At 72.6% G+C, this 18,855-nt stretch carries 16 protein-coding genes; 10 read left to right on the top strand and 6 right to left on the bottom strand.

Translation table 11 applies throughout. The features are described from left to right. Positions 1-22 precede the first annotated feature (22 nt). Entirely contained in the window at positions 23-844 is an 822-nt protein-coding gene (locus tag FBY23_RS06220) for an SDR family NAD(P)-dependent oxidoreductase (protein ID WP_141797355.1), read from the top strand. Here the strand turns inward: FBY23_RS06220 and FBY23_RS06225 are convergent, their stop codons facing one another. From FBY23_RS06225 to FBY23_RS06240, 4 genes are read right to left on the bottom strand one after another with little or no spacing between them, the layout of a single operon-like run. Beyond that, complete coding sequence (locus tag FBY23_RS06225; RefSeq protein WP_141797356.1) at positions 845-1,282, bottom strand: nuclear transport factor 2 family protein; 438 nt, start codon at positions 1,280-1,282, stop codon at positions 845-847. It lies immediately after the preceding gene. After that, positions 1,279-2,043 (bottom strand): enoyl-CoA hydratase/isomerase family protein, encoded by a 765-nt coding sequence (locus FBY23_RS06230; RefSeq protein ID WP_141797357.1) that lies wholly within the window; start codon positions 2,041-2,043, stop codon positions 1,279-1,281. Before FBY23_RS06230 ends, FBY23_RS06225 begins: the two co-directional genes overlap by 4 nt. After that, positions 2,036-3,058, bottom strand: coding sequence for an NADPH:quinone oxidoreductase family protein (locus FBY23_RS06235; protein WP_141797358.1), 1,023 nt, complete (start codon positions 3,056-3,058; stop codon positions 2,036-2,038). The genes FBY23_RS06230 and FBY23_RS06235 overlap by 8 nt, the downstream gene beginning before the upstream one ends. Continuing rightward, positions 3,055-4,707 carry an AMP-binding protein gene (locus tag FBY23_RS06240; RefSeq protein ID WP_141797359.1) on the bottom strand — a complete coding sequence of 551 codons (1,653 nt, stop codon included), beginning with the start codon at positions 4,705-4,707 and terminating at the stop codon, positions 3,055-3,057. The genes FBY23_RS06235 and FBY23_RS06240 overlap by 4 nt, the downstream gene beginning before the upstream one ends. A 113-nt stretch (positions 4,708-4,820) precedes the next feature. Between FBY23_RS06240 and FBY23_RS06245 the strand changes: the two genes are divergently transcribed. Then, complete coding sequence (locus tag FBY23_RS06245) at positions 4,821-5,834, top strand: LLM class flavin-dependent oxidoreductase (RefSeq protein WP_141797360.1); 1,014 nt, start codon at positions 4,821-4,823, stop codon at positions 5,832-5,834. On the opposite strand, the gene FBY23_RS06250 is transcribed toward FBY23_RS06245, so the two are convergent. Beyond that, positions 5,803-6,279: a nuclear transport factor 2 family protein gene (locus tag FBY23_RS06250; RefSeq protein WP_141797361.1), complete on the bottom strand. Its 477-nt coding sequence runs from the start codon at positions 6,277-6,279 to the stop codon at positions 5,803-5,805. The two genes, FBY23_RS06245 and FBY23_RS06250, sit on opposite strands and share 32 nt — an antisense overlap. After that, a complete protein-coding gene (locus FBY23_RS06255) occupies positions 6,276-7,511 on the bottom strand; it encodes an NAD(P)/FAD-dependent oxidoreductase (RefSeq protein WP_141797362.1) in 1,236 nt (411 codons plus the stop codon). The genes FBY23_RS06250 and FBY23_RS06255 overlap by 4 nt, the downstream gene beginning before the upstream one ends. Positions 7,512-7,622: 111 nt before the next feature. Between FBY23_RS06255 and FBY23_RS06260 the strand changes: the two genes are divergently transcribed. The 8 genes from FBY23_RS06260 to FBY23_RS06295 all read left to right on the top strand — a co-directional run bounded on the left by FBY23_RS06260 (position 7,623) and on the right by FBY23_RS06295 (position 18,836). Further along, complete coding sequence (locus FBY23_RS06260) at positions 7,623-9,074, top strand: aldehyde dehydrogenase (protein WP_141797363.1); 1,452 nt, start codon at positions 7,623-7,625, stop codon at positions 9,072-9,074. Further along, on the top strand, positions 9,071-9,940 hold the full coding sequence (locus tag FBY23_RS06265) for an SDR family oxidoreductase (RefSeq protein ID WP_141797364.1): 870 nt from the start codon (positions 9,071-9,073) through the stop codon (positions 9,938-9,940). Before FBY23_RS06260 ends, FBY23_RS06265 begins: the two co-directional genes overlap by 4 nt. A gap of 4 nt (positions 9,941-9,944) precedes the next feature. Then, positions 9,945-12,086 (top strand): acetate--CoA ligase family protein, encoded by a 2,142-nt coding sequence (locus FBY23_RS06270; RefSeq protein ID WP_141797365.1) that lies wholly within the window; start codon positions 9,945-9,947, stop codon positions 12,084-12,086. A gap of 24 nt (positions 12,087-12,110) precedes the next feature. After that, positions 12,111-12,896 carry an SDR family NAD(P)-dependent oxidoreductase gene (locus FBY23_RS06275; RefSeq protein ID WP_141797366.1) on the top strand — a complete coding sequence of 262 codons (786 nt, stop codon included), beginning with the start codon at positions 12,111-12,113 and terminating at the stop codon, positions 12,894-12,896. After that, complete coding sequence (locus tag FBY23_RS06280) at positions 12,893-15,232, top strand: arylsulfatase (RefSeq protein WP_141797367.1); 2,340 nt, start codon at positions 12,893-12,895, stop codon at positions 15,230-15,232. The genes FBY23_RS06275 and FBY23_RS06280 overlap by 4 nt, the downstream gene beginning before the upstream one ends. A gap of 179 nt (positions 15,233-15,411) precedes the next feature. Further along, positions 15,412-16,695, top strand: a complete 1,284-nt coding sequence (gene dctP / locus FBY23_RS06285) for a TRAP transporter substrate-binding protein DctP (protein ID WP_141797368.1) — start codon at positions 15,412-15,414, stop codon at positions 16,693-16,695. Between the two features lie 63 nt (positions 16,696-16,758). After that, entirely contained in the window at positions 16,759-17,331 is a 573-nt protein-coding gene (locus tag FBY23_RS06290) for a TRAP transporter small permease (RefSeq protein ID WP_141797369.1), read from the top strand. Next, positions 17,328-18,836: a TRAP transporter large permease gene (locus tag FBY23_RS06295; protein WP_141797370.1), complete on the top strand. Its 1,509-nt coding sequence runs from the start codon at positions 17,328-17,330 to the stop codon at positions 18,834-18,836. Before FBY23_RS06290 ends, FBY23_RS06295 begins: the two co-directional genes overlap by 4 nt. Positions 18,837-18,855: the final 19 nt, after the last annotated feature.

The raw sequence follows: 18,855 nt of genomic DNA on the forward strand, positions 1-18,855 counted from the left end.
CACTCGACCGAAGGAGAACACCATGACCCTGGGACCGAAGCGGGTGCTGATCACCGGAGCCGCCCGCGGGATGGGCCGCGAGATCGCCCTCGAGGCCGCGCGGCAGGGCGCCACGCACGTCGGGCTCACCGACGTCGAGCCCGACGGCCTCGCCGAGACCGAGGCGCTGGTGCGGGCCGAGGGCGCGGACGCGCGGGGCGTGGTCGCGAACCTGCGCTCGTCCGTCGAGATCCGCTCGATGATCGACGACGTCGCCGGCTGGGCCGGTGGACTCGACGTGCTGGTCAACAACGCCGGCGTGCTCGACCACCTGTTCACCGACGCGGACGAGGTCGGCGTCGACACCCTCGACGAGGACGCGTGGGACGCGGTCAACGACATCAACCTCAAGGCGGTGTGGCTGACGACGAAGTACGCCGCGCCTCACCTGCGCGCCTCCGACCGGGGCCCGAGCATCGTCAACGCCGCGTCCGTGTCCGGGATGACGGGCGCCGGCATGGCGGCCTACGCCGCGACCAAGGCCGCCGTCATCCAGCTCACCCGCACCACGGCGATCAACCTCGCGCCGCACGTGCGTGCCAACTGCTACTCGCCGGGCGCGATCAAGACGCCGATGGGCGACTCGCACCTCGCCGCGGCGTCGGACCGCCTGGCCACGGCGCGCGCGATGTACGGCACCCACCTCATCCCGCGCCGCGGCACCGTCAACGAGATCGCCCAGGTGGCCTGCTTCCTGGCCAGCGACGCGGCGTCCTTCCTCACCGGCATCAACGTGCCGGTCGACGGCGGGACCATGGCGTGGCGTGGGATGCAGGACGTCGAGCTGGACGTCGAGCTCGACTGACTACCCGGCGGGCCACCCGGTCGCGAGGTCGGTGGCCACGTCGAGGTCCATCCGCAGCCGCGCGAAGCGCGCCTCGCCGTCCTCGACGCGGACGTCCGCGTCGTACCGGCCCCAGCCGAGGGTGGAGGCACCGGGCGTGCGCGCGACGAAGAGGAAGTAGGCCTCCGCCCGTACCTCGCCCGGCCCGCGCCAGGCCACCGTGACGTTGGTGACGAAGTGCCGCTTGTCCGCGGGGCTCTCGCCCCAGGCGCCGGCGAAGTAGCCGCCGATCGCCGTGGGGCCGGCGAACTCCCCGCGCCGGTTGGCGACGACGCCGTCCGGTGCGAAGAGCGCGAGCATCGCGTCGAGGGACGCGGCGTCGGCCGCCCGGGCGTACGACGCCAGCAGCCCCCGCGTCGCCTCGATCTCCTCCAGCCGGAGCAGCCGGTCGCGACTCATCGCGGCGGCGGGAAGGTCGGGCGGCGCTTCTCGAGGAAGGACGTCGCGCCCTCGATCATGTCGTCGCTGCCGACGGCCTGCACCAGCATGCCGAGGCCGGACAGGAAGTTGTCGCGGGCGGCGTTCCACCACACATTGGAGCTGACCTTCGCGATCTCGAGGTAGCGCGGGCTCAGGGTCGCGATCTCCTCGACCAGCGCGTCGACGGTCGCGACCAGCTCGTCGTCGGGGACCACCTGGTTGACGAGGCCGAGGTCCAGGGCCTGCTGCGCGGAGTAGCGCCGGCACAGGAAGGCCATCTCCTTGGCCCGCTTCTCGCCGATCTGTACGCCGAGCACGTTGGTCGCGCCCGTCACCGGGGCGCTTCCCACGCGTGGCCCGGTCTGGCCGAAGGTGGCCGACTCGGCCGCGATCGCCAGGTCGCAGGCGACGACGAGCTCGTTGCCGCCGCCGGCCGCGGCGCCGTTGACGGCCGCGATCACCGGGCGTGGGTGGTTGCGCACGGCGTCGAAGAGCCGCAGCGACATCCGGTACAGGCCGCGCATCTCGGGCAGGTCCGGCGTGCCGAGCAGGTCGAGGGCGCCCCCGGCACAGAAGCCGCCCGGGGCGCCGGTGATCACCACCGCCCGGGCGCTCGTGCTGTCCTCCAGCGCCGCGACGGCCCTCGCGGCCATGTCCGGGTCGAAGGCGTTGCGGCGCTGTGGCGCGTCGAACGTGATCCACACGGCCTCGCCGCGCGCGGCGACGTGCACCTCACCCATCCTGCTCTCCTGTCTCGTCGGCCGTCTCGTCGGCTGTCTCGTCGGCTGCGGGCATCCGCAGCGTCACCTTGCCGGTCGCTCCGCGGTCCGCGAGCAGGCGCAGCGCGTCGCCGGCCCGCTCCATCGGCAGCTCGGGCCCGACGACCGGGCGGACGTGCCCTGCGGCCACCCAGCCGAGGACGTCCTTCCACTGCCGGGGCGGGTACCACGGCTCGTCCTCGATGAGACTGCCCCAGGCGATCCCGCGCACGTCGACGTTCTTGAGCAGCAGCCGGTTCGCCGGCACCGACGGGATCTCGCCCGCGGCGAAGCCGAGCACGAGCAGGCGCCCCTCCTTGCGCAGGATCCGCACCGAGTCGAGGAACCGGTCCCCGCCGACGGTGTCGGCGACGACGGCCACGCCCTCGGGGGCCAGGGCCCGGACGGCGTCGGTCCAGCCCTCGGCGAGCACCGCGTGGTCCGCGCCGGCGTCCGTCGCGAGCCGTGCCTTCGCCCGGGTCGAGACGACCGCGACGACCAGGGCGCCCAGTGCCCGGCCGGCCTGCACCAGAGCGGTGCCGAGGCCACCGGCCGCGCCGTGCACGACGAGGGTCTCGCCGGCGTGCAGGTCCCCGCGCCGGGTCAGCGCGAGGTGCGCGGTGAGGTAGTTCATCGGCAGGCCCGCGCCCGCCCGCAGGCCGATCTCGTCGGGCAGCGCGAAGGTCAGCTCCGGCCGCGCCGCGACCCGGGTCGCCCACCCGCCGGCCCGCACGAAGCTCGCCACCCGGTCGCCGGGCGCGAAGCCCGAGCCGGCGGGCGCCGACACGACGAGACCGGAGACCTCGACGCCCGGGGTGAAGGGCACGGGAGGCCTGCGCTGGTAGCGGCCCTGACTCATCAGCAGGTCGGGGAAGCTGACGCCCGCGTGGTGCACGTCCACGACGACGTCGTCCGGGCCGCCGGGGTCCGGTACGTCGGCGAGCCGCAACCCGTCCGGGCCGACCAGGTCGACGACCTGGACCGCCCGGACGCTCACGCGTCCGCCCTGACGGCCTCGCGGTCGACGACGTCGTCGGCGGTGGCCGCCTCGTCGCGCAGCACGTTGCGCTGGATCTTCTCCGACGGGGTGAGGGGCAGGTCCTTGCGGAAGCGCAGGAAGCGCGGGATCGCGAACGCCGGGATCCGGCCCTCGCACCAGGCCCACACCTCGGCGGGCGTGATGGCGCCGTCGGCGACGATGACCGCCATCACCTCGTCCTCGCCCGCCTCGCTGTCGGCGGGGATGCCGATGACGGCGCACTCCGCGATCGCGGGATGGCCGAGCAGCGCCTGCTCCACCTCGTAGGAGCTGATGTTCTCGCCCCGGCGCCGGATCGCGTCCTTGATCCGGTCGACGAAGTAGTACCAGCCGTCCTCGTCGCGGCGGACCGCGTCGCCGGTGTGGAACCACAGGTTGCGCCACACCTCGGCCGTCTTCTCCGGCATGTTGTAGTAGCCGCGGCTGCTGATCCACGGGTGCCTCGGTCGCACGCAGAACTCGCCCACCTCGCCGACCGGCACCTCCATGTCGGTGTCGGGGTCGACGATCGTCACGTCGTACCACTTCGCGGCGTTGAGGCCGGCCGCGCCGGCGGGGCGGTCCTCGCCGTAGGGGCTGAGGATCGGGGTCGTGGTCTCGGTGGTGCCGTAGACCTCGACGAAGGCCTCGATGCCGAAGCGCTCCTTGAACTCCGCGAGGATCGAGGACGCCGTCGGCGCGGCGAACACGCAGCGCAGCGGGTTGTCGGCGTCGTCGGGGCGCTCTGGCTGCTTCCAGACGAAGTCCATCATGACGCCGAGGAAGTTGGTGACGGTCACGTCGTGCTCGCGCAGCTGGTCGACCCAGCGGCTCGCGCTGAAGCGGGACCGGATCACCGCGCGGCCGCCCGCGATGAGCGCGGGGTAGACCGCCATGTACTGCGCGTTGCCGTGGAACAGCGGGGTCACCGAGAGCCAGGTGTCGTCCTCGGTGAACCGGGTCAGGCAGCGGGTCAGCTCGGAGAAGAAGCTCATCTGGGCGTTCGGCATCGAGACGCCCTTCGACAGGCCCGTCGTGCCGGAGGTGAAGAAGACGGCGGTGAGGTCGCGCGCGTCGGGCTCGGGGCCGTCGTACCGCTCGGCGGTGCGCAGGGCCTCCCACTCCTCGGCCCGCCAGCCCGCGGCGCGCAGCCGCTGGACGGCGGCCGCCGCTCCGCCCGCGCTGTCGATCACCCAGAACGCCTCGATCGTGCCGAGCTGGTCGCGCAGCGCGATGAAGCGGTCGGCGAGGTCGTCGTCGACGATCGCCCAGCGGGCGTCGACGAGCTGGGCCTGGTGGCGCAGGAACTCGCCCTCGTAGGCCGTGTTGATCGGGGCCTCGACGAGGTCGCCGATCGCCGTACCGAACCAGCTGAGCACGAACCGCGAGGAGTTCTTCGCCATGATGACGACCCGGTCGCCGCCCGCGGCACCGGCCGCGTGCAGACCGCCGGCCACCCGCTCGGCACCCTCGAGGAGCTCGCCGAAGGTGATCTCGACGTCCTCCTCGGGGGCGATCAGGAAGGTCTTCTCGCCCCGTTCCGCGGCCTGGCGGCGCAGCACCCGCGCCCCGGTCCAGCGGGTCCAGTCCGCGTCGGTCGGCTCGAGGTCCTCGTAGGTCCGGGTCATGGGCGGCTGCCTCCTGGATGCTGGGGTTGTCGTCCCGTCCACCCTAGGCAAGATCCATGAATATGAATAGTATGTATTTGGTCTGAGTTGTCCCCGACTGTCTGGAGGAACCCATGGCGCTGACGTTCGGCCTCGCGCTGCAGAACGACTTCCCGCCCCACATCTCGCCCTCGGCCCGGATCGGCGAGCTGCGCGAGCAGACCCGCGCCGCGCGCGACAGCGGCATCACGTCGGCCTGGATGCTCAACCACTTCCTCGGCAACATGCAGACCCTGCAGCCGCTCGTCGCACTGGCCGCGCTGGCCGAGCACGCCGGCGACATGCGCCTGGGCACCAACATGTTCATCCTGCCGCTGCGTCACCCCGTCGCCGTGGCCGAGGAGTTCGCCACCCTCGACCAGGTCACCGGCGGTCACGCGGTCGCCGGCCTCGGTATGGGCTACCGCAGCAACGAGTACGACGCCTTCGGCATCTCGATGGACGACCGTGTGCAGCGCTACACCGAGAGCGTCGAGCTGCTGCGCCGGCTGTGGAGCAACGAGGTCGTCGACTTCGAGGGCGAGCACTTCACACTCAAGGGCGAGTCGATCGGGATCCCGGCCGTGCAGGACGGCGGCCCGCCGATCTGGGTCGGCGCGGGCGTCCACAAGGCCGGTGCCCGCCGTGCCGCCGCGCTCGGCGACGCGTGGATCGTGCCGCCGCACGCGGAGCCCGAGAAGCTGCGCACCATCCTCGCCTTCTATGCCGACGAGCGCGAGCGGCTCGGTCGCGGACCGGCCCAGGAGGTCGTCGTACGACGCGAGCTCGTCCTCGACCCCGACGCGGAGAAGGCGCGCGAGATCGGCCTGCACTACCGCGGCGAGAACACCCGGAAGTACTCCGAGTTCGAGGCGCCCGACCAGACCAGCAGCTACCGGCACCTCAAGGGCCAGGACGGCCTGGCCGACGTCGCCGACAAGTCCTACCTGTTCTGCGACCCGACCACGGCGATCGAGCAGCTCAAGGAGCTCGAGGCCATCGGCATCACCCACGTGATCTTGCGGATGCAGTGGTACGACCTGCCGCAGGACCGGATGCTGCAGACGCTGGAGACGTTCAGGAACGAGGTCCTGCCGGCGTTCCGGTGACCGCCCAGCCCTGGTCGAGGTCGGTGGCGAGGTGCGGGGTGATCGTCTTGCGACGGATCCGCGCCACGCCGCCCTCGACCTCGACCAGGTCGAGGTAGGTGCCCCACCCGAGGCCGCTCGCGTGGTCGTCGCGGGAGGTGAAGAGGAAGTACGACGCGACCTCCACCAGCCCCGGGCCCTGCGGGCGGGTGCGCACGTTCATGATGAAGTGCCGCTTCTCCGACGCCCCCGCCAGCCGGTCGCGGTAGAACCCGGCGACGGCGGCGCGACCGGTGAAGTCGCCCGCCGGGACGCTCAACACGCCCTCCTCGGCGAAGAGCGCGGCGACCTCCTCGGGCACGGGGTCGTCCAGCGCCTCCGCGTAGGCGTGCAGCAGGTTGCGGGCCAGCTCGGCCTCCTCGAGCCGGGCGACCCGGTCGATCAGCGACTGCAGGTCGAGGCTCATGCCGACACCTTCCTCCTCTCCCAGGGCGCGAGCGCACGCAGCTCGTCCAGTGGTACGGCGGCCGCCACCGCCGCACGGCAGCGCATCAGCGCGGCGGGCAGCCCCGCCCCGGACACCGCCCGCACCCGGCCGCCCTCGACGTGGGCGGCCAGGAAGCAGCCCTCGTCGAGCGACCCGGTGAGCACCACGACCTCGTCGGTGGCGCGGGGCAGGCCCAGGCACTGCACCTTCGTGTCGTACTGGTCGCTCCACATGTAGGGAAGCTCGGCGTGGGGGCTCGGCTCCTCGCCGCGCAGGACGGCGAGCAGGTTGCGGGCGACGGTGGCGGCCAGGTCGCCGGCCGCGGTCCAGTGCTCGATGCGCACTCGGCCCTCGCCGCGCGGGTCGGCCGCCGCGGCGACGTCGCCGACGGCCCACACCCCGGGGGCCGACGCGGCGCCGTACGCGTCGACGGCGACGCCGTCGGCGAGCTCGATGCCGGAGTCCTCGAGCCAGGTCGTGTCGGGTGCGCCGCCGACCGCGACGACGACGAGGTCGGTGTCCCACGTGGTGCCGTCGGCGAGCCGGACGGAGCGGACCCGTCCGTCGGTGACGCCGAGGTCGGCGACCGAGGCGCCGAGGTGGAGACCGACGCCGTGCGCGCGGTGCAGGCCGGCGACGAACCCGCCGACCTGCTCGCCCACGACGCGGCACAGCGGCTGGGGCAGCGGGTCGACCAGGTCGACGTGCAGGCCGCGCCGCCGCAGGCTGCTCGCGATCTCGCTGCCGAGGACACCGGCGCCGACCACGGTCGCGTGCCGGGCGCCGGTCGCGGCCGAGCGGATCGCGGCGCAGTCGTCGACGGTGCGCAGGGTGTGCACGCCGGCGATGCCGGACCAGGCCGGCACGGCGCGGGCGGTCAGGCCGGTCGCCAGGACGAGATGGTCCCAGGTGAGGGTGGTGCCGTCGGCGAGGTCGAGGGTGCGGTTGACCGCGTCCAGAGCGTTGGCCCGGACACCGAGGCGCAGGTCGAGGTCGAGCTCGTCGAACCGGTCCGCGGCCCGCAGCAGCGGGGGCAAGACCTCGTCGTCACCTGCCAGCAGGGCCTTGGACAGGGGCGGGCGGTCGTAGGGGAGGTGCGGCTCCGCGCCCACCAGGGCCAGGCGGCCGTCGTACCCGCCACGGCGAAGGCGCTCAGCCGTGCGGAGTCCGGCCAGGCCGGCTCCGACGATCACGACACGTGGTGCTTCCATGGGCTCACTCCTGCGGGTTGTGGCTGGCGTCACGTGGAACAATACGGTATGTTTCATTATCAGCAATAGACACCCGTGAGGCGCGCTGCCGCCAGAGGGAGGCCCACCCCCATGTCGTTGACCGACCGGCCCGAGCTGTTCATCGGAGGCACCTGGCAGCCGCCGCGGAGTGGTGAGGTGATCGAGGTCCGCAACCCGGCGACGCGGGCCCTGGTCGGCCGGGCCGCACTCGCGTCGAACGCCGATGTCGACGCCGCCGTGGCGGCCGCACGCACCTCGTTCGACGCGGGCGTCTGGTCGCGCACGCCGCCCGAGGAGCGGGCCGAGGTCCTGCACCGCGCCGCCGACCACCTCGAGAAGCGGGCGGACGACCTCGCGGTCAGCATCACCTCCGAGCTCGGCTGCCCGCTGTGGTTCAGCGAGATGGCCCACGTCCCCAACCCGATCCGGCACACCCGCTACTACGCCGACCACGCCAAGGCGTTCGCGTACGACGAGATCCGCTCCGACGGGCGCAACGCCAGCCTGGTCACCCAGGAGCCGGTCGGCGTCGTCGCCGCGATCACGCCCTGGAACGGCCCGCTCAGCACCCCGTCGCTCAAGATCACCCCGGCGCTCGCCGCCGGCTGCTCGGTCGTGCTCAAGCCGCCGCCGGAGACCCCGCTGACGGCGTACGCCTTCGCGGACGCGCTGCTGGAGGCCGGCCTGCCCGAGGGCGTGCTCAGCATCATTCCCGGCGACCGCGAGGCCGGTGAGCACCTCGTCGAGCACCCCGACGTCGACAAGATCGCCTTCACCGGCAGCAGCCTGGCGGGCAAGCGGATCATGGCCGCCGCGGCACAGCGCGTCGCCCGGGTGACCCTCGAGCTCGGCGGCAAGTCCGCGGCGATCATCCTCGACGACGCCGACGTCTCCACCGTGGTGCCCGCCCTGCTGCCGATGGCGATGATGGTCAACGGCCAGGCCTGCATCGCGCAGACCCGGGTGCTGGTGCCCCGCTCGCGCGAGGCCGAGGTGGTCGACGCCCTCGCCGACGCGATGCGCGCCCAGACGGTCGGCGACCCGATGCTCGCCGAGACGAGGATCGGCCCGATGGTCAGCGAGCGACAGCGTGACCGGGTCGCCGGCTACATCACGATCGGCCGCCAGGAGGGCGCGCGCGTGGTGACCGGTGGCGAGACCCTGACCCTGCCGCCCGAGCTCGAGGCCGGCTGGTTCGTCCCGCCGACGCTGCTGGCCGGCGTCGACAACGGCATGCGGGTCGCCCAGGAGGAGATCTTCGGGCCGGTCGTGGCGGTCATCGCGTACGACGACGAGGACGACGCCGTGCGCATCGCCAACGACTCCGTGTACGGCCTGTCCGGCTCCGTGTGGAGCGGCGACGACGGCCGCGCGGTGGCGCTCGCACGCCGGGTGCGTACCGGCATGGTCAGCATCAACGGGCGCCCGCAGGCCTACGGCTCGCCCTTCGGCGGCTTCAAGCAGTCCGGCATCGGCCGCGAGATGGGTCCCGAGGGCTTCGCCGCCTTCCTGGAGACCAAGTCCATCGCGGTGGGCCTGTGAGCGGTGCGACCGGCCGGCTCGCGGGCAAGGTCGCGGTCGTCACCGGAGGCGCCTGCGGGATCGGCGCGGGCACGGTCCGCGCGTTCCACGCCGAGGGCGCCAGCATCGTCATCGCCGACCTGCAGGCCGAGGCGGGGGAGGCGCTCGCGGCGGAGCTGGGCGAGCGGGCCCTGTTCCGTCGTACCGACGTCACCGACGAGGCCTCGGTCAGCGACCTGGTCGACACCGCGGTCGCGCACTTCGGGCGCCTCGACGTCATGTTCAACAACGCCGGGATCATCGGCGCCGTCGGCCCTATCGACCGGACCCGCACGGAGGACGCCGACCTCACGATCGCGGTCAACCTGCGCGGCGTGCTGCTCGGGATGAAGCACGCCGCCCGGGTGATGAAGCCGCAGGGCTCGGGCGTGATCATCTCGACGTCGAGCCCGGCCGCGGTGCTCGGCGGCGTCGGAGCCCACGTCTACAGCGCGGTCAAGGCCGGCGTCATCGGCCTCTCCAACTCCGTGGCCGCCGAGCTGCGGCCGTTCGGCGTCCGGGCCAACGTCGTGATCCCCGGCGCGGTGGTGACCTCGATGACGGCCGACCTCGTCGCCGGCGGCGCCGACGACCTGGCCGGCGCCGAGGCGGCACTGGATCGCTCCCGCTACATGAGCCGGCCGCTGCGGCCCGCCGACGTGGCCGCGGGCGTCGTCTACCTCGCCAGCGACGACGCGGCCTTCGTCACCGGCGTCGTGCTGCCGGTCGACGCGGGCATGACCGGCGCCGGAGGCTCCTCGCCGATGGCCGACGAGAAGTACGCCGACCAGGCGGGACGCCGTGAGGCGGGCCGCCGCGTCGGCGACCCCGACCCCGAGGAGGTGTGACCCGGTGGTCACCCGAGAGTCCGTCGACGCCCTGCTGAACCCGCGCACCTTCGCGCTGATCGGCGCCAGCGACAAGTCGACCTTCTCGACCCTGCTGCACGCCAACCTGGTCGCCGCCGGGCACGAGGACCGCACGTTCCTGGTCAACCCGCGCCGGGCCGAGGTGCACGGGCGGGCGACGTACCCGACCTGCGCGGAGGCGCGTCGGCGGACCGGGACGGTCATCGACCTGGTGCACGTGATGGTGCCGGCGGCGGCCGCCGCCGACGCCCTGCGTGACGCCGCCGCGGCGGGTGCGCGCGCCGCGGTCGTGCTCAGCTCCGGGTGGTCCGAGACCGGCCCGGAGGGCCGCGCCCGCCAGGACGAGCTGGTGGCCCTCGCCGCCGAGCTCGGCATCGCGCTGCTCGGCCCCAACGTGCTCGGCCTGGTCAACGTCGGCGCGGGCATCCCGGCGATGGCCCTCTCCGACCCGCCGACCGAGCCGGGCCCGGTGGCCCTGGTCTCCCAGAGCGGCGCGAGCTGCGGGGCGATGAAGGAGTTCGCGGCGATGGCCGGCGTCGGCCTGTCCCACGTGCTCACCGTCGGCAACGAGGCGATGGTGACCGTCGGCCACCTCGTCGACGCCCTGGTCGACGACGACGCGGTGCGTGCGGTCGCGATCTTCATGGAGAGCATCAAGGAGCCGGCCGTGTTCGCCGCCGCGGCCCGACGCGCGGCCGCCGCCGGCAAGGCCGTCGTGGTGCTCAAGGCCGGCCGCAGCGAGCTCGCCGCTCGCTCCGCCGCCTCCCACACCGGAGCGCTGGTCGGCGACGACCGAGTCGTCGACGCCATGCTCGCCGACCTCGCCGTGATCCGGGTCGACACCATCGAGGAGATGCTGGTGACCGCCGGCATCGCCGCCCACACCGGACCGCTCGAGCGTCCCGGCATCGGCGTGGTCTCCATCTCCGGCGGCGCCTGTGACATCGTCGCCGACCTCGCCGACGCCGTCGGCGCGGACCTGCCCGAGCTGTCGGCCGCCACCACGGCGGCGCTGCAGGAGCGGATGCCCGACTTCGGCCACGCCCACAACCCGCTCGACATCACCGGCGCCGCGATCATCGACCCGACCCTGTGGACCGCGTCGGTGACCGCGGTCGGCACCGACCCCTCCGTCGGTGCCGTGCTCGCGATCAACAGCCTGCCGTGGAGAGAGGACGGGCGGCCCTTCTACGGGCAGAGGTTCGTCGACGCCATCGGCGCCGGAGCCGCTGACGCCGCCGTCCCCGTCCTCTACGTCACCCAGACCAGCCAACCGGTCGGCCCGCAGGTGCGCGCGATCCTGTCCAGCGGCGGCATCGGCCACGTGGTCCCGGGCCTGCGGCTGGCGGTCGACGGCGTCGCCCGGGTGGCGCAGTGGTCCGCGCGCCGGCTGCTCCCGCGTGCCGAGCCCGGTGCGCCGGCCCTGGCCGAGGTCACCTCGCTGGTGCCGGGGGAGCCGCTGTCCGAGGCGGCCGCGCGCGACCTCCTGCTCGCGGCCGGCGTCCCCGCCGTCCCGTCGTGGCACGTCCGCTCGGCCGAGGACGCCGCCAAGGCGGCGGCCGAGTCCGGCACGGCACTGGCCATGAAGATCGTCTCGGCCGACATCGGCCACAAGAGCGACATCGGCGGTGTCCGGCTCGGCGTGGAGCCGGCGGCCGCCGCGACGACGTACGACGACCTGGTCGCCACCTGCGCCGCGGCCCGCCCCGACGCGCGCCTCGACGGCGTGCTGATGTCGCCGATGCGGCCGCCCGCGACCGAGCTGCTGGTCGGGGTGACCCGCGACGAGGACTGGGGCCTGCTGCTGGCCGTCGGGCTCGGCGGCGTGCTGGTCGAGGTGCTCGACGACGTGGCGCTCGCGCCGCTGCCCGTGGACGACGCCGCCGTGCTGCGGATGCTGGCCGGCCTGCGCGGCGGTGCGCTCCTCGACGGCGTGCGCGGCCGCCCGGCTGCCGACAGGGCCGCGATCGCCGCGGCCGTCGCACGGATCGGCCGTCTCGCCGAGGCGATGGACGCGGCCCACGGGACTGCCTTCGACGGGCTCGAGGTCAACCCGCTGCGGGTGGACGGGACGACGGTCGAGGCGCTCGACGCGCTCGTCACCTGGCGCAGCGACGGCCACTGAGCAACCACCGACCCAGGAGGACGGATGCAGGACAAGCGAGTGCTCGTCACGGGCGCGGCGCAGGGCATGGGCCGCGAGATCGCGGTCGAGATGGCCCGCCAGGGCGCGGCGTACGTCACCGTCGCCGACATCGCCGTGGAGGGCGCGGAGGAGACCCTGGCGCTGGTCGAGCAGGCCGGTGGCAAGGGCCAGGTGGTCCGGGTCGACCTGACCGACATGGCCGACGTACGGGCGATGGTCGGCGCGGCGACCACGGCCGCCGGCGGGCTGGACACCCTGGTCAACAACGCCGGCGTCATCGACTCCGCGTTCGCCCCCGACCGGGCGAGCGTCGACCTGCTCCCCGAGGAGGTCTGGGACCGGGTGATGGACGTCAACGTCAAGGCCGTCTACGTCGCCACCCAAGCCGCCGCACCCGCCCTGCGGGCCTCGGACCGCGGCCCCTCGATCGTGAACGCCGCCTCGGTCGCCGGCCTGACCGGCTACGCCTCGCCGGCGTACACCGCGAGCAAGGGCGCCGTCGTCCAGCTCACCCGCTCGACCGCGATCTCGCTGTCGCCCGAGGTGCGCTGCAACGCCTTCGCGCCCGGATCGATCGAGACGCCGATGGCCCGGGAGAAGATCGCCTCGGCGGCCGACCCGGTGGCCCAGGAGCGGTTCATGACCGGTGCCCACCTCATCCCGCGCTTCGGCCGGCCCGACGAGGTCGCGCAGGTGGTCTGCTTCCTCGCCTCCGACGCGGCCTCCTTCCTGACCGGCGTGATCGTCCCCGTCGACGGCGGCACGCTGGCCTGGCGGGGCGTGCGGTGAGCGGCCCCGCGCCGTTCGAGCCCTACCGGGGCTGGCAGGGGAGCGCCCGTACGACGATGGCCGAGTCCACGCCGTCGTGGCCGGAGCGGCCGGCCGCGCGACCAGGCAGCCCCAACGTGATCGTCGTCCTCGCCGACGACCTCGGCTTCTCCGACGTCGGGTGCTTCGGCTCGGAGATCCCGACGCCCCACCTGGACCGCACGGCCGCCGACGGCCTGCGCTACACCAACTTCCGGGTCACCCCGCTGTGCTCCCCGACCCGCGCGGCGCTGATGACCGGGCTCAACGCCCACGCCGCCGGGATCGGCTTCCCCACCCAGATCGACCCCGGCTTCCCCGGCTACGTCTCCGAGCTCCCGCTCGACCAGCCGGTGCTGCCCGAGGTCTTCCGCGCCAACGGCTACGCCACCTTGATGGTCGGCAAGTGGCACCTGTGCCGCGAGGACGACTTCAGCGAGGCCGGCAGCCGGCACAACTGGCCGCTGCAGCGCGGCTTCGACCAGTTCTACGGCTTCCTCGAGGCACTCACCGACTTCCACCACCCGCACCGGCTCTACGAGGGCAACTCGGTGGTCCACGTCGACGAGTACCCCGACGGCTACTACCTCACCGACGACCTCACCGACCGCGCCGAACGGATGATCCGGGAGGTGCGAGCGGCCGACGCCGACAAGCCGTTCTTCCTGTACTTCTCCCACGGAGCGGTGCATGCCCCCATGCACGCCCGGGCCGAGGACATCGCCCGGCACCGCGGCCGGTACGACGACGGCTGGGACGTCGTCCGCGAGCGACGCCTGGCCCGGCAGGTCGAGCTCGGGGTGATGCCGCCCGGGACCGAGCTGCCGCCGCGCAACTGCGAGGCGGGCCACGACGTACGGCCGTGGGACGAGCTCAACGCGACCGAGCGCGCCGTGCACGCGCGGCACATGGAGGTCTACGCGGCCATGGTCGAGTCGCTCGACCGCAGCGTCGGCCGGCTCCGGGCGCTGCTCGCCGACCTCGGCGAGCTCGACAACACCGTCATCGTCTTCAGCAGCGACAACGGGGCGGCCCGGCTCACCGACCAGGCCCGTCCCCTCCCGTCGTGGGCGAGCAGTGCCGACACCGGCACCGCCACCTACTTCGGCTACATGCAGACCCCGGGCGTGGTCCCCGCGGTGGACGAGGAGCTGCCCCAGCACCTCGACCGGCTGGGCGGTCCGACCACCTGGCCGCACTACCCGCGGGGCTGGGCGATGGCCTGCAACACGCCCTTCCGGCTCTACAAGTTCAGCACCCTGCGCGGTGGCCAGCAGTCGCCGTTCATCCTGTCGTGGCCCGCGGGGATCGAGCAGCGAGGCGCGGTGCTGCGGCGCCAGTACGCCCACATCACCGACGTCCTGCCGACGCTCGTCGAGCTGATCGGGCTCGACCTGCCGACCGCCCGCGAGGGCCGCGCGGCGGCCGCGCTCGCGGGCACCAGCCTGGTCGCCACGATCGCCGACCCGGACGCGCCGAGCGGTCACCGCGAGCAGTACACCGAGTGCGTCGGCAACCGGGGCTTCTACCGCGACGGCTGGGAGGCGGCCACGCACCGGCAGCCGGGCGTCGCGTTCAGCGAGGAGCACTGGCAGCTGTTCGCGCCGGACGACCCCACCCAGCGCCGCGACGTGGCCGACGAGCACCCTGCCAAGGTGGCCGAGCTGCGCGAGGCGTTCGACGCGGCGGCCTGGGCCAACCAGGTCTTCCCGCTCGACGAGGGCTCCGGCCTCAAGCACATCCAGCACCCACCCCGGCCCGCTCCCCGGCCGCTGCGGATCCTCGCCGGCACGCCGACCCTCGAGCGGCACCACGCCAGCCTGCTCATCCAGGGCACTCGCTGGTCGGTCGACGTCGACTGGGACTTCGTGCCGGGCGACGAGGGCGTCGTCCTGGCCCACGGCGGCCAGGCGGGCGGCTACCAGCTGTGGGTGGAGGACGGAGCGCTGTGGTTCGAGCAGAACCAGTACGGCGATCCGCACCGCTTCGGCCCGGTGCCCCTCGACCGGCCGTCCTCGGCCCTCGAGCTGCAGGTCGAGGTGACCGGCGGTCGCTGGACCGTGACGCTGCTGGTCGACGGGACCGAGCGGCTGGTCGCCCGGGACCTGGTCCGGTTCCTGAGCTTCCTTCCCTTCGAGGGCATCGACGTCGGCATCTGCCGCCGCTCACCTGTGTCCTGGGAGCTCCATCAGCGTCGGCGGACCTTCCCGTTCACCGGCACGCTCCGCTCGGTGACCTACCGGCCCGACCCCGACAGCTGGGAGCAGCTCGCCGCCCGCGCGGAGCAGGCCCGCGAGCTGGGGCTCGGGCTCCAGTGAGACCTGGGGAGACCGGCAGTGCCCCGGCGACGGGCGCCGTTCCGAGGTCGTGGTGAATTCATGAGCATGATCTCTTGACGCGAGACGAATCTAGGCTAATGATTATGCAGATCGTGACGCGCGTCACGACGACGCAGGGCCCCTCCGGGGGCGGGACAGCAGGACGGAGATTCAGGCTGATGACTGGAGTGCTGAGGTCACGACGGGCAGCGATGCTCGTGGCGACGATGGTGGTCGGGGCGAGCGCCCTGGCCGGATGTGCCGAATCGGGCGGCTCCGGAAGTACAGGCGGCGAGGGGGTCGACGCGGGCGCGTCGAAGGCGGACTACCAGAAGGCCTTCGAGGACATCGACCCGATCACCCTGCTCACCCAGACCCCGGCGCCCAAGGGCTCCGTGACCGGACTCCCGCAGGAGGAGTACTACAAGGCGGTCGAGGACTGGTCCGGCGGCAAGATCAAGTTCGACATCTCGTACTCCAACGCGGTCGCCGAGCCCGCCGAGGCGGACGACGCGCTCAACGACGGCCGGCTCGACATCGGGTCCGTGCTGCCGATCTACGACCCGAGCGAGTACCCGGCCAACGCGACGCTGATCGAGGGAGGCTTCATCTCCGACCAGAGCGCCATCAACGGCGTGCTCAGCTCCAACGCCTGGCCGAACCAGGTCGCCTTCGAGTCCGACGAGATCATGAAGGAGTTCGACGAGCACGGCCTGGTGCCGCTGGTTCCGGTCTACAACTCCGGTGCGAACGCCCTGTTCTGCTCCAAGCCGCGCACGGACCTCGCCTCCCTCAAGGGCACGTCCGTCGGCTCGGGCGGCCAGGCCCAGTCGGCGCAGGTCAAGGCGCTCGGCGGCTCGCCGTCCTCGATCCCCTACACCGAGCTCTACGAGAGCCTGCAGCGCGGCGTCGTCGACTGCACGGTCTCCAGCCCGACCGTCGCGGTCCTGGGCGGCTTCGTGGACTCCGCGCCGAACGTGACCGTCGACCCCGCAGCGGGCTTCGCGCTCGCCCCGGGCGCGCTCGTGTTCAGCAAGACGACGTGGGAGGGCCTGCCGCTGGTCGCCCAGCAGCTCCTGTGGGACCGCCTCGACATCTTCGTGAAGGCCAACATCGAGTCGAAGATCTTCGTCAACAACGCCGCCATGGCCGAAGCGGTCGCCAAGGCCGGAGGCCAGATCGCGCCCTTCGACGAGGATGCCCGCACGGTGCTCCAGGACGAGAACGACAAGCTGCTCGCCGGCCTCGCCAAGAGCGACGCCTTCAGCGACGGCGAGGCCTTCGTGACCTCGATGCAGGACGCCAACACCGCCTGGCAGGAGAAGGTGGCCGGCTTCGGCCTCGACGACGTCAGCTACGCCGACTTCGGCACCTGGTGGGCCGAGAACAAGGACTCGGTCGACATGTCCGCCTACACGACGGCCGTCACCGAGGACATCCTCGCGGCGCACCGCCCCTCCTGATCGACCCCGGTGCCCCGGGCCGTCCGGCCCGGGGCACCACCCCTCCTCCCGACGGAGACACAGATGACCAACGCAGCGAAGCGGCGTCCCTGGCTGAAGCCGGAGCTGCTGATCGAGATCCCGGCCGTGGTGGTGACGTTCGTGATGATGATCCACATCACCGCCAACGCGCTGCTGCGGACCTTCAAGGACGCGCCGATCGACAACACGCTCGAGATCACCCAGTACTGGTACCTCCCGATCATCGCGTTCCTCGGCTTCATCGCGGCCCAGGCCCGCGGGCAGCACATCGCCGCGGACCTGATCTACGAGCGGTTCCCCGAGGTCACCAAGCGCTACGTGCTGGCCGTGCTCTCGGTGCTCGCCGCCGTCGTGTGCCTGGGCTTCGCGTGGTTCGGCTGGGGCGAGGCCGTGCACGCCAAGGACATCGGCAAGACCGCCGGCGTCAGCGACCTGGCCGCCTGGCCGCCGTACTTCCTGGTGCCACTGGCCTTCGGCGTGCTGGTCGTGCAGTTCCTGTACGCCGCCGTGCGGGCGATCGTGAAGGGCGACACCCAGCACGTCGTCACCGATCCCGACGACGTGCTCCTGTTCGAGGAGCTCGACGAGATGGAGAAGAAGGAGGACGCGCGATGAGCGCCGACACCGCAGTCCCCGCGACGGCCGCCTCGTCGCCGACCGGCCCGACCGAGCCGCAGGGTGCGAGCCACCCGGCCTCGGGGCGTTCGTGGGCCGTCTTCGTGCTCACCATGCTGCTCGTGGTGGGATCCACGGTCGCGATGTTCCTGCCGCTGGTTCCCGAGGCCATCGGCATCGCCGCGATCGTGCTGATGCTCTGCCTGACCTTCCTGCGCCTTCCGGTGGCGCTGGCGATGATCGTCCCTGCGCTGCTGGGCAGCTACGCGCTGCGCGGCGAGCTGTTGGTCGAGAGCACGTTCAAGACGCTGCCCTACGGCCAGGTGGCCGAGTGGACGCTGAGCGTGGTCCCCATGTTCATCCTGATGGGCCTGCTGCTGTGGCGCGCGGGCCTCACCGAGAGCCTCTACGTGGCCGGCCGCAAGTGGCTGGGCTGGATGCCGGGCGGCCTCGCCGTCGGGACCAACCTCGCCGGCGCGGGACTGGCCTCGGTGAGCGGCTCGTCGGTCGGCACGGCGTACGCCCTCGCCCGGATCGGCATCCCCGAGATGCTCAAGGCCGGCTACGACAAGCGGCTCGCGATCGGCGCGGTCATCGTGGCCGGGCTCCCGGGCCAGCTGATCCCGCCGAGCATCATGCTGGTGATCTACGCCGGCATCGCCGAGGTGCCGATCGGCCCGCAGCTGCTCGCCGGCATCGGACCGGGCGTCCTGGTCGCGGTGCTGTTCACCGTCATGATCGTCATCTTCGCCAAGCGGTGGGCACCGACGGTCGCCGAGGAGGCGGCCGCCCAGGGCCGGGTGACGTGGGCCGACCGGTTCGGCAGCCTGGTCAAGATCTGGCCGGTTCCCCTCCTCATCGTGGTGATCGTGTGGGGCATGTTCTCCGGCACCTTCACCGCCACCGAGGCCGGCGCCGTGGCCGCGGTGGTCTCCCTGGCGATCACCGTCGTGTGGAAGTGGGGCAACGGCCCGATGCGGGCCATCGCCGACGCGTCGGTCGCGACCGTCAGCAGCGTCGGCGGCATCTTCTTCATGCTCGTCGGTGTCGAGGCGCTGTCGCGGATGTTCACGCTGACCGGCATCAGCACCGGGTTCGCCGAGCTGGTCGAGTCCATGGACCTGAACCGGGTCACCTTCCTGCTGATGATGATGGTCGTCTACATCGTGCTCGGCACCTTCATGGAGCCGCTGCCGATGATGGTGCTGACCATCCCGATCCTCATGCCCACGTTGACGGCGCTCGACGTGTCACTGCTCTGGTACGGCGCGTTCGCGGTGCTGATGGGAGAGCTCGCGGTGGTCACACCACCGGTCGGCATCCTCGCGTTCATCATCCACCAGATCACGAAGGAGCCCGAGGTCAACCAGGGCCAGGACATCCGCCTCAACGACGTCTTCAACGCGTGCTGGTGGTTCATGCCGATGGCCGTCATCGTGACGGTAGTGCTCATCTTCTTCCCGGAGATCAGCACCTGGCTGCCCACCATGGCCTCCGGCAACTGACGCGATCCACGAAAGGAAC

The organism is Nocardioides sp. SLBN-35 (assembly GCF_006715725.1).
Classification (GTDB): Bacteria; Actinomycetota; Actinomycetes; order Propionibacteriales; family Nocardioidaceae; genus Nocardioides.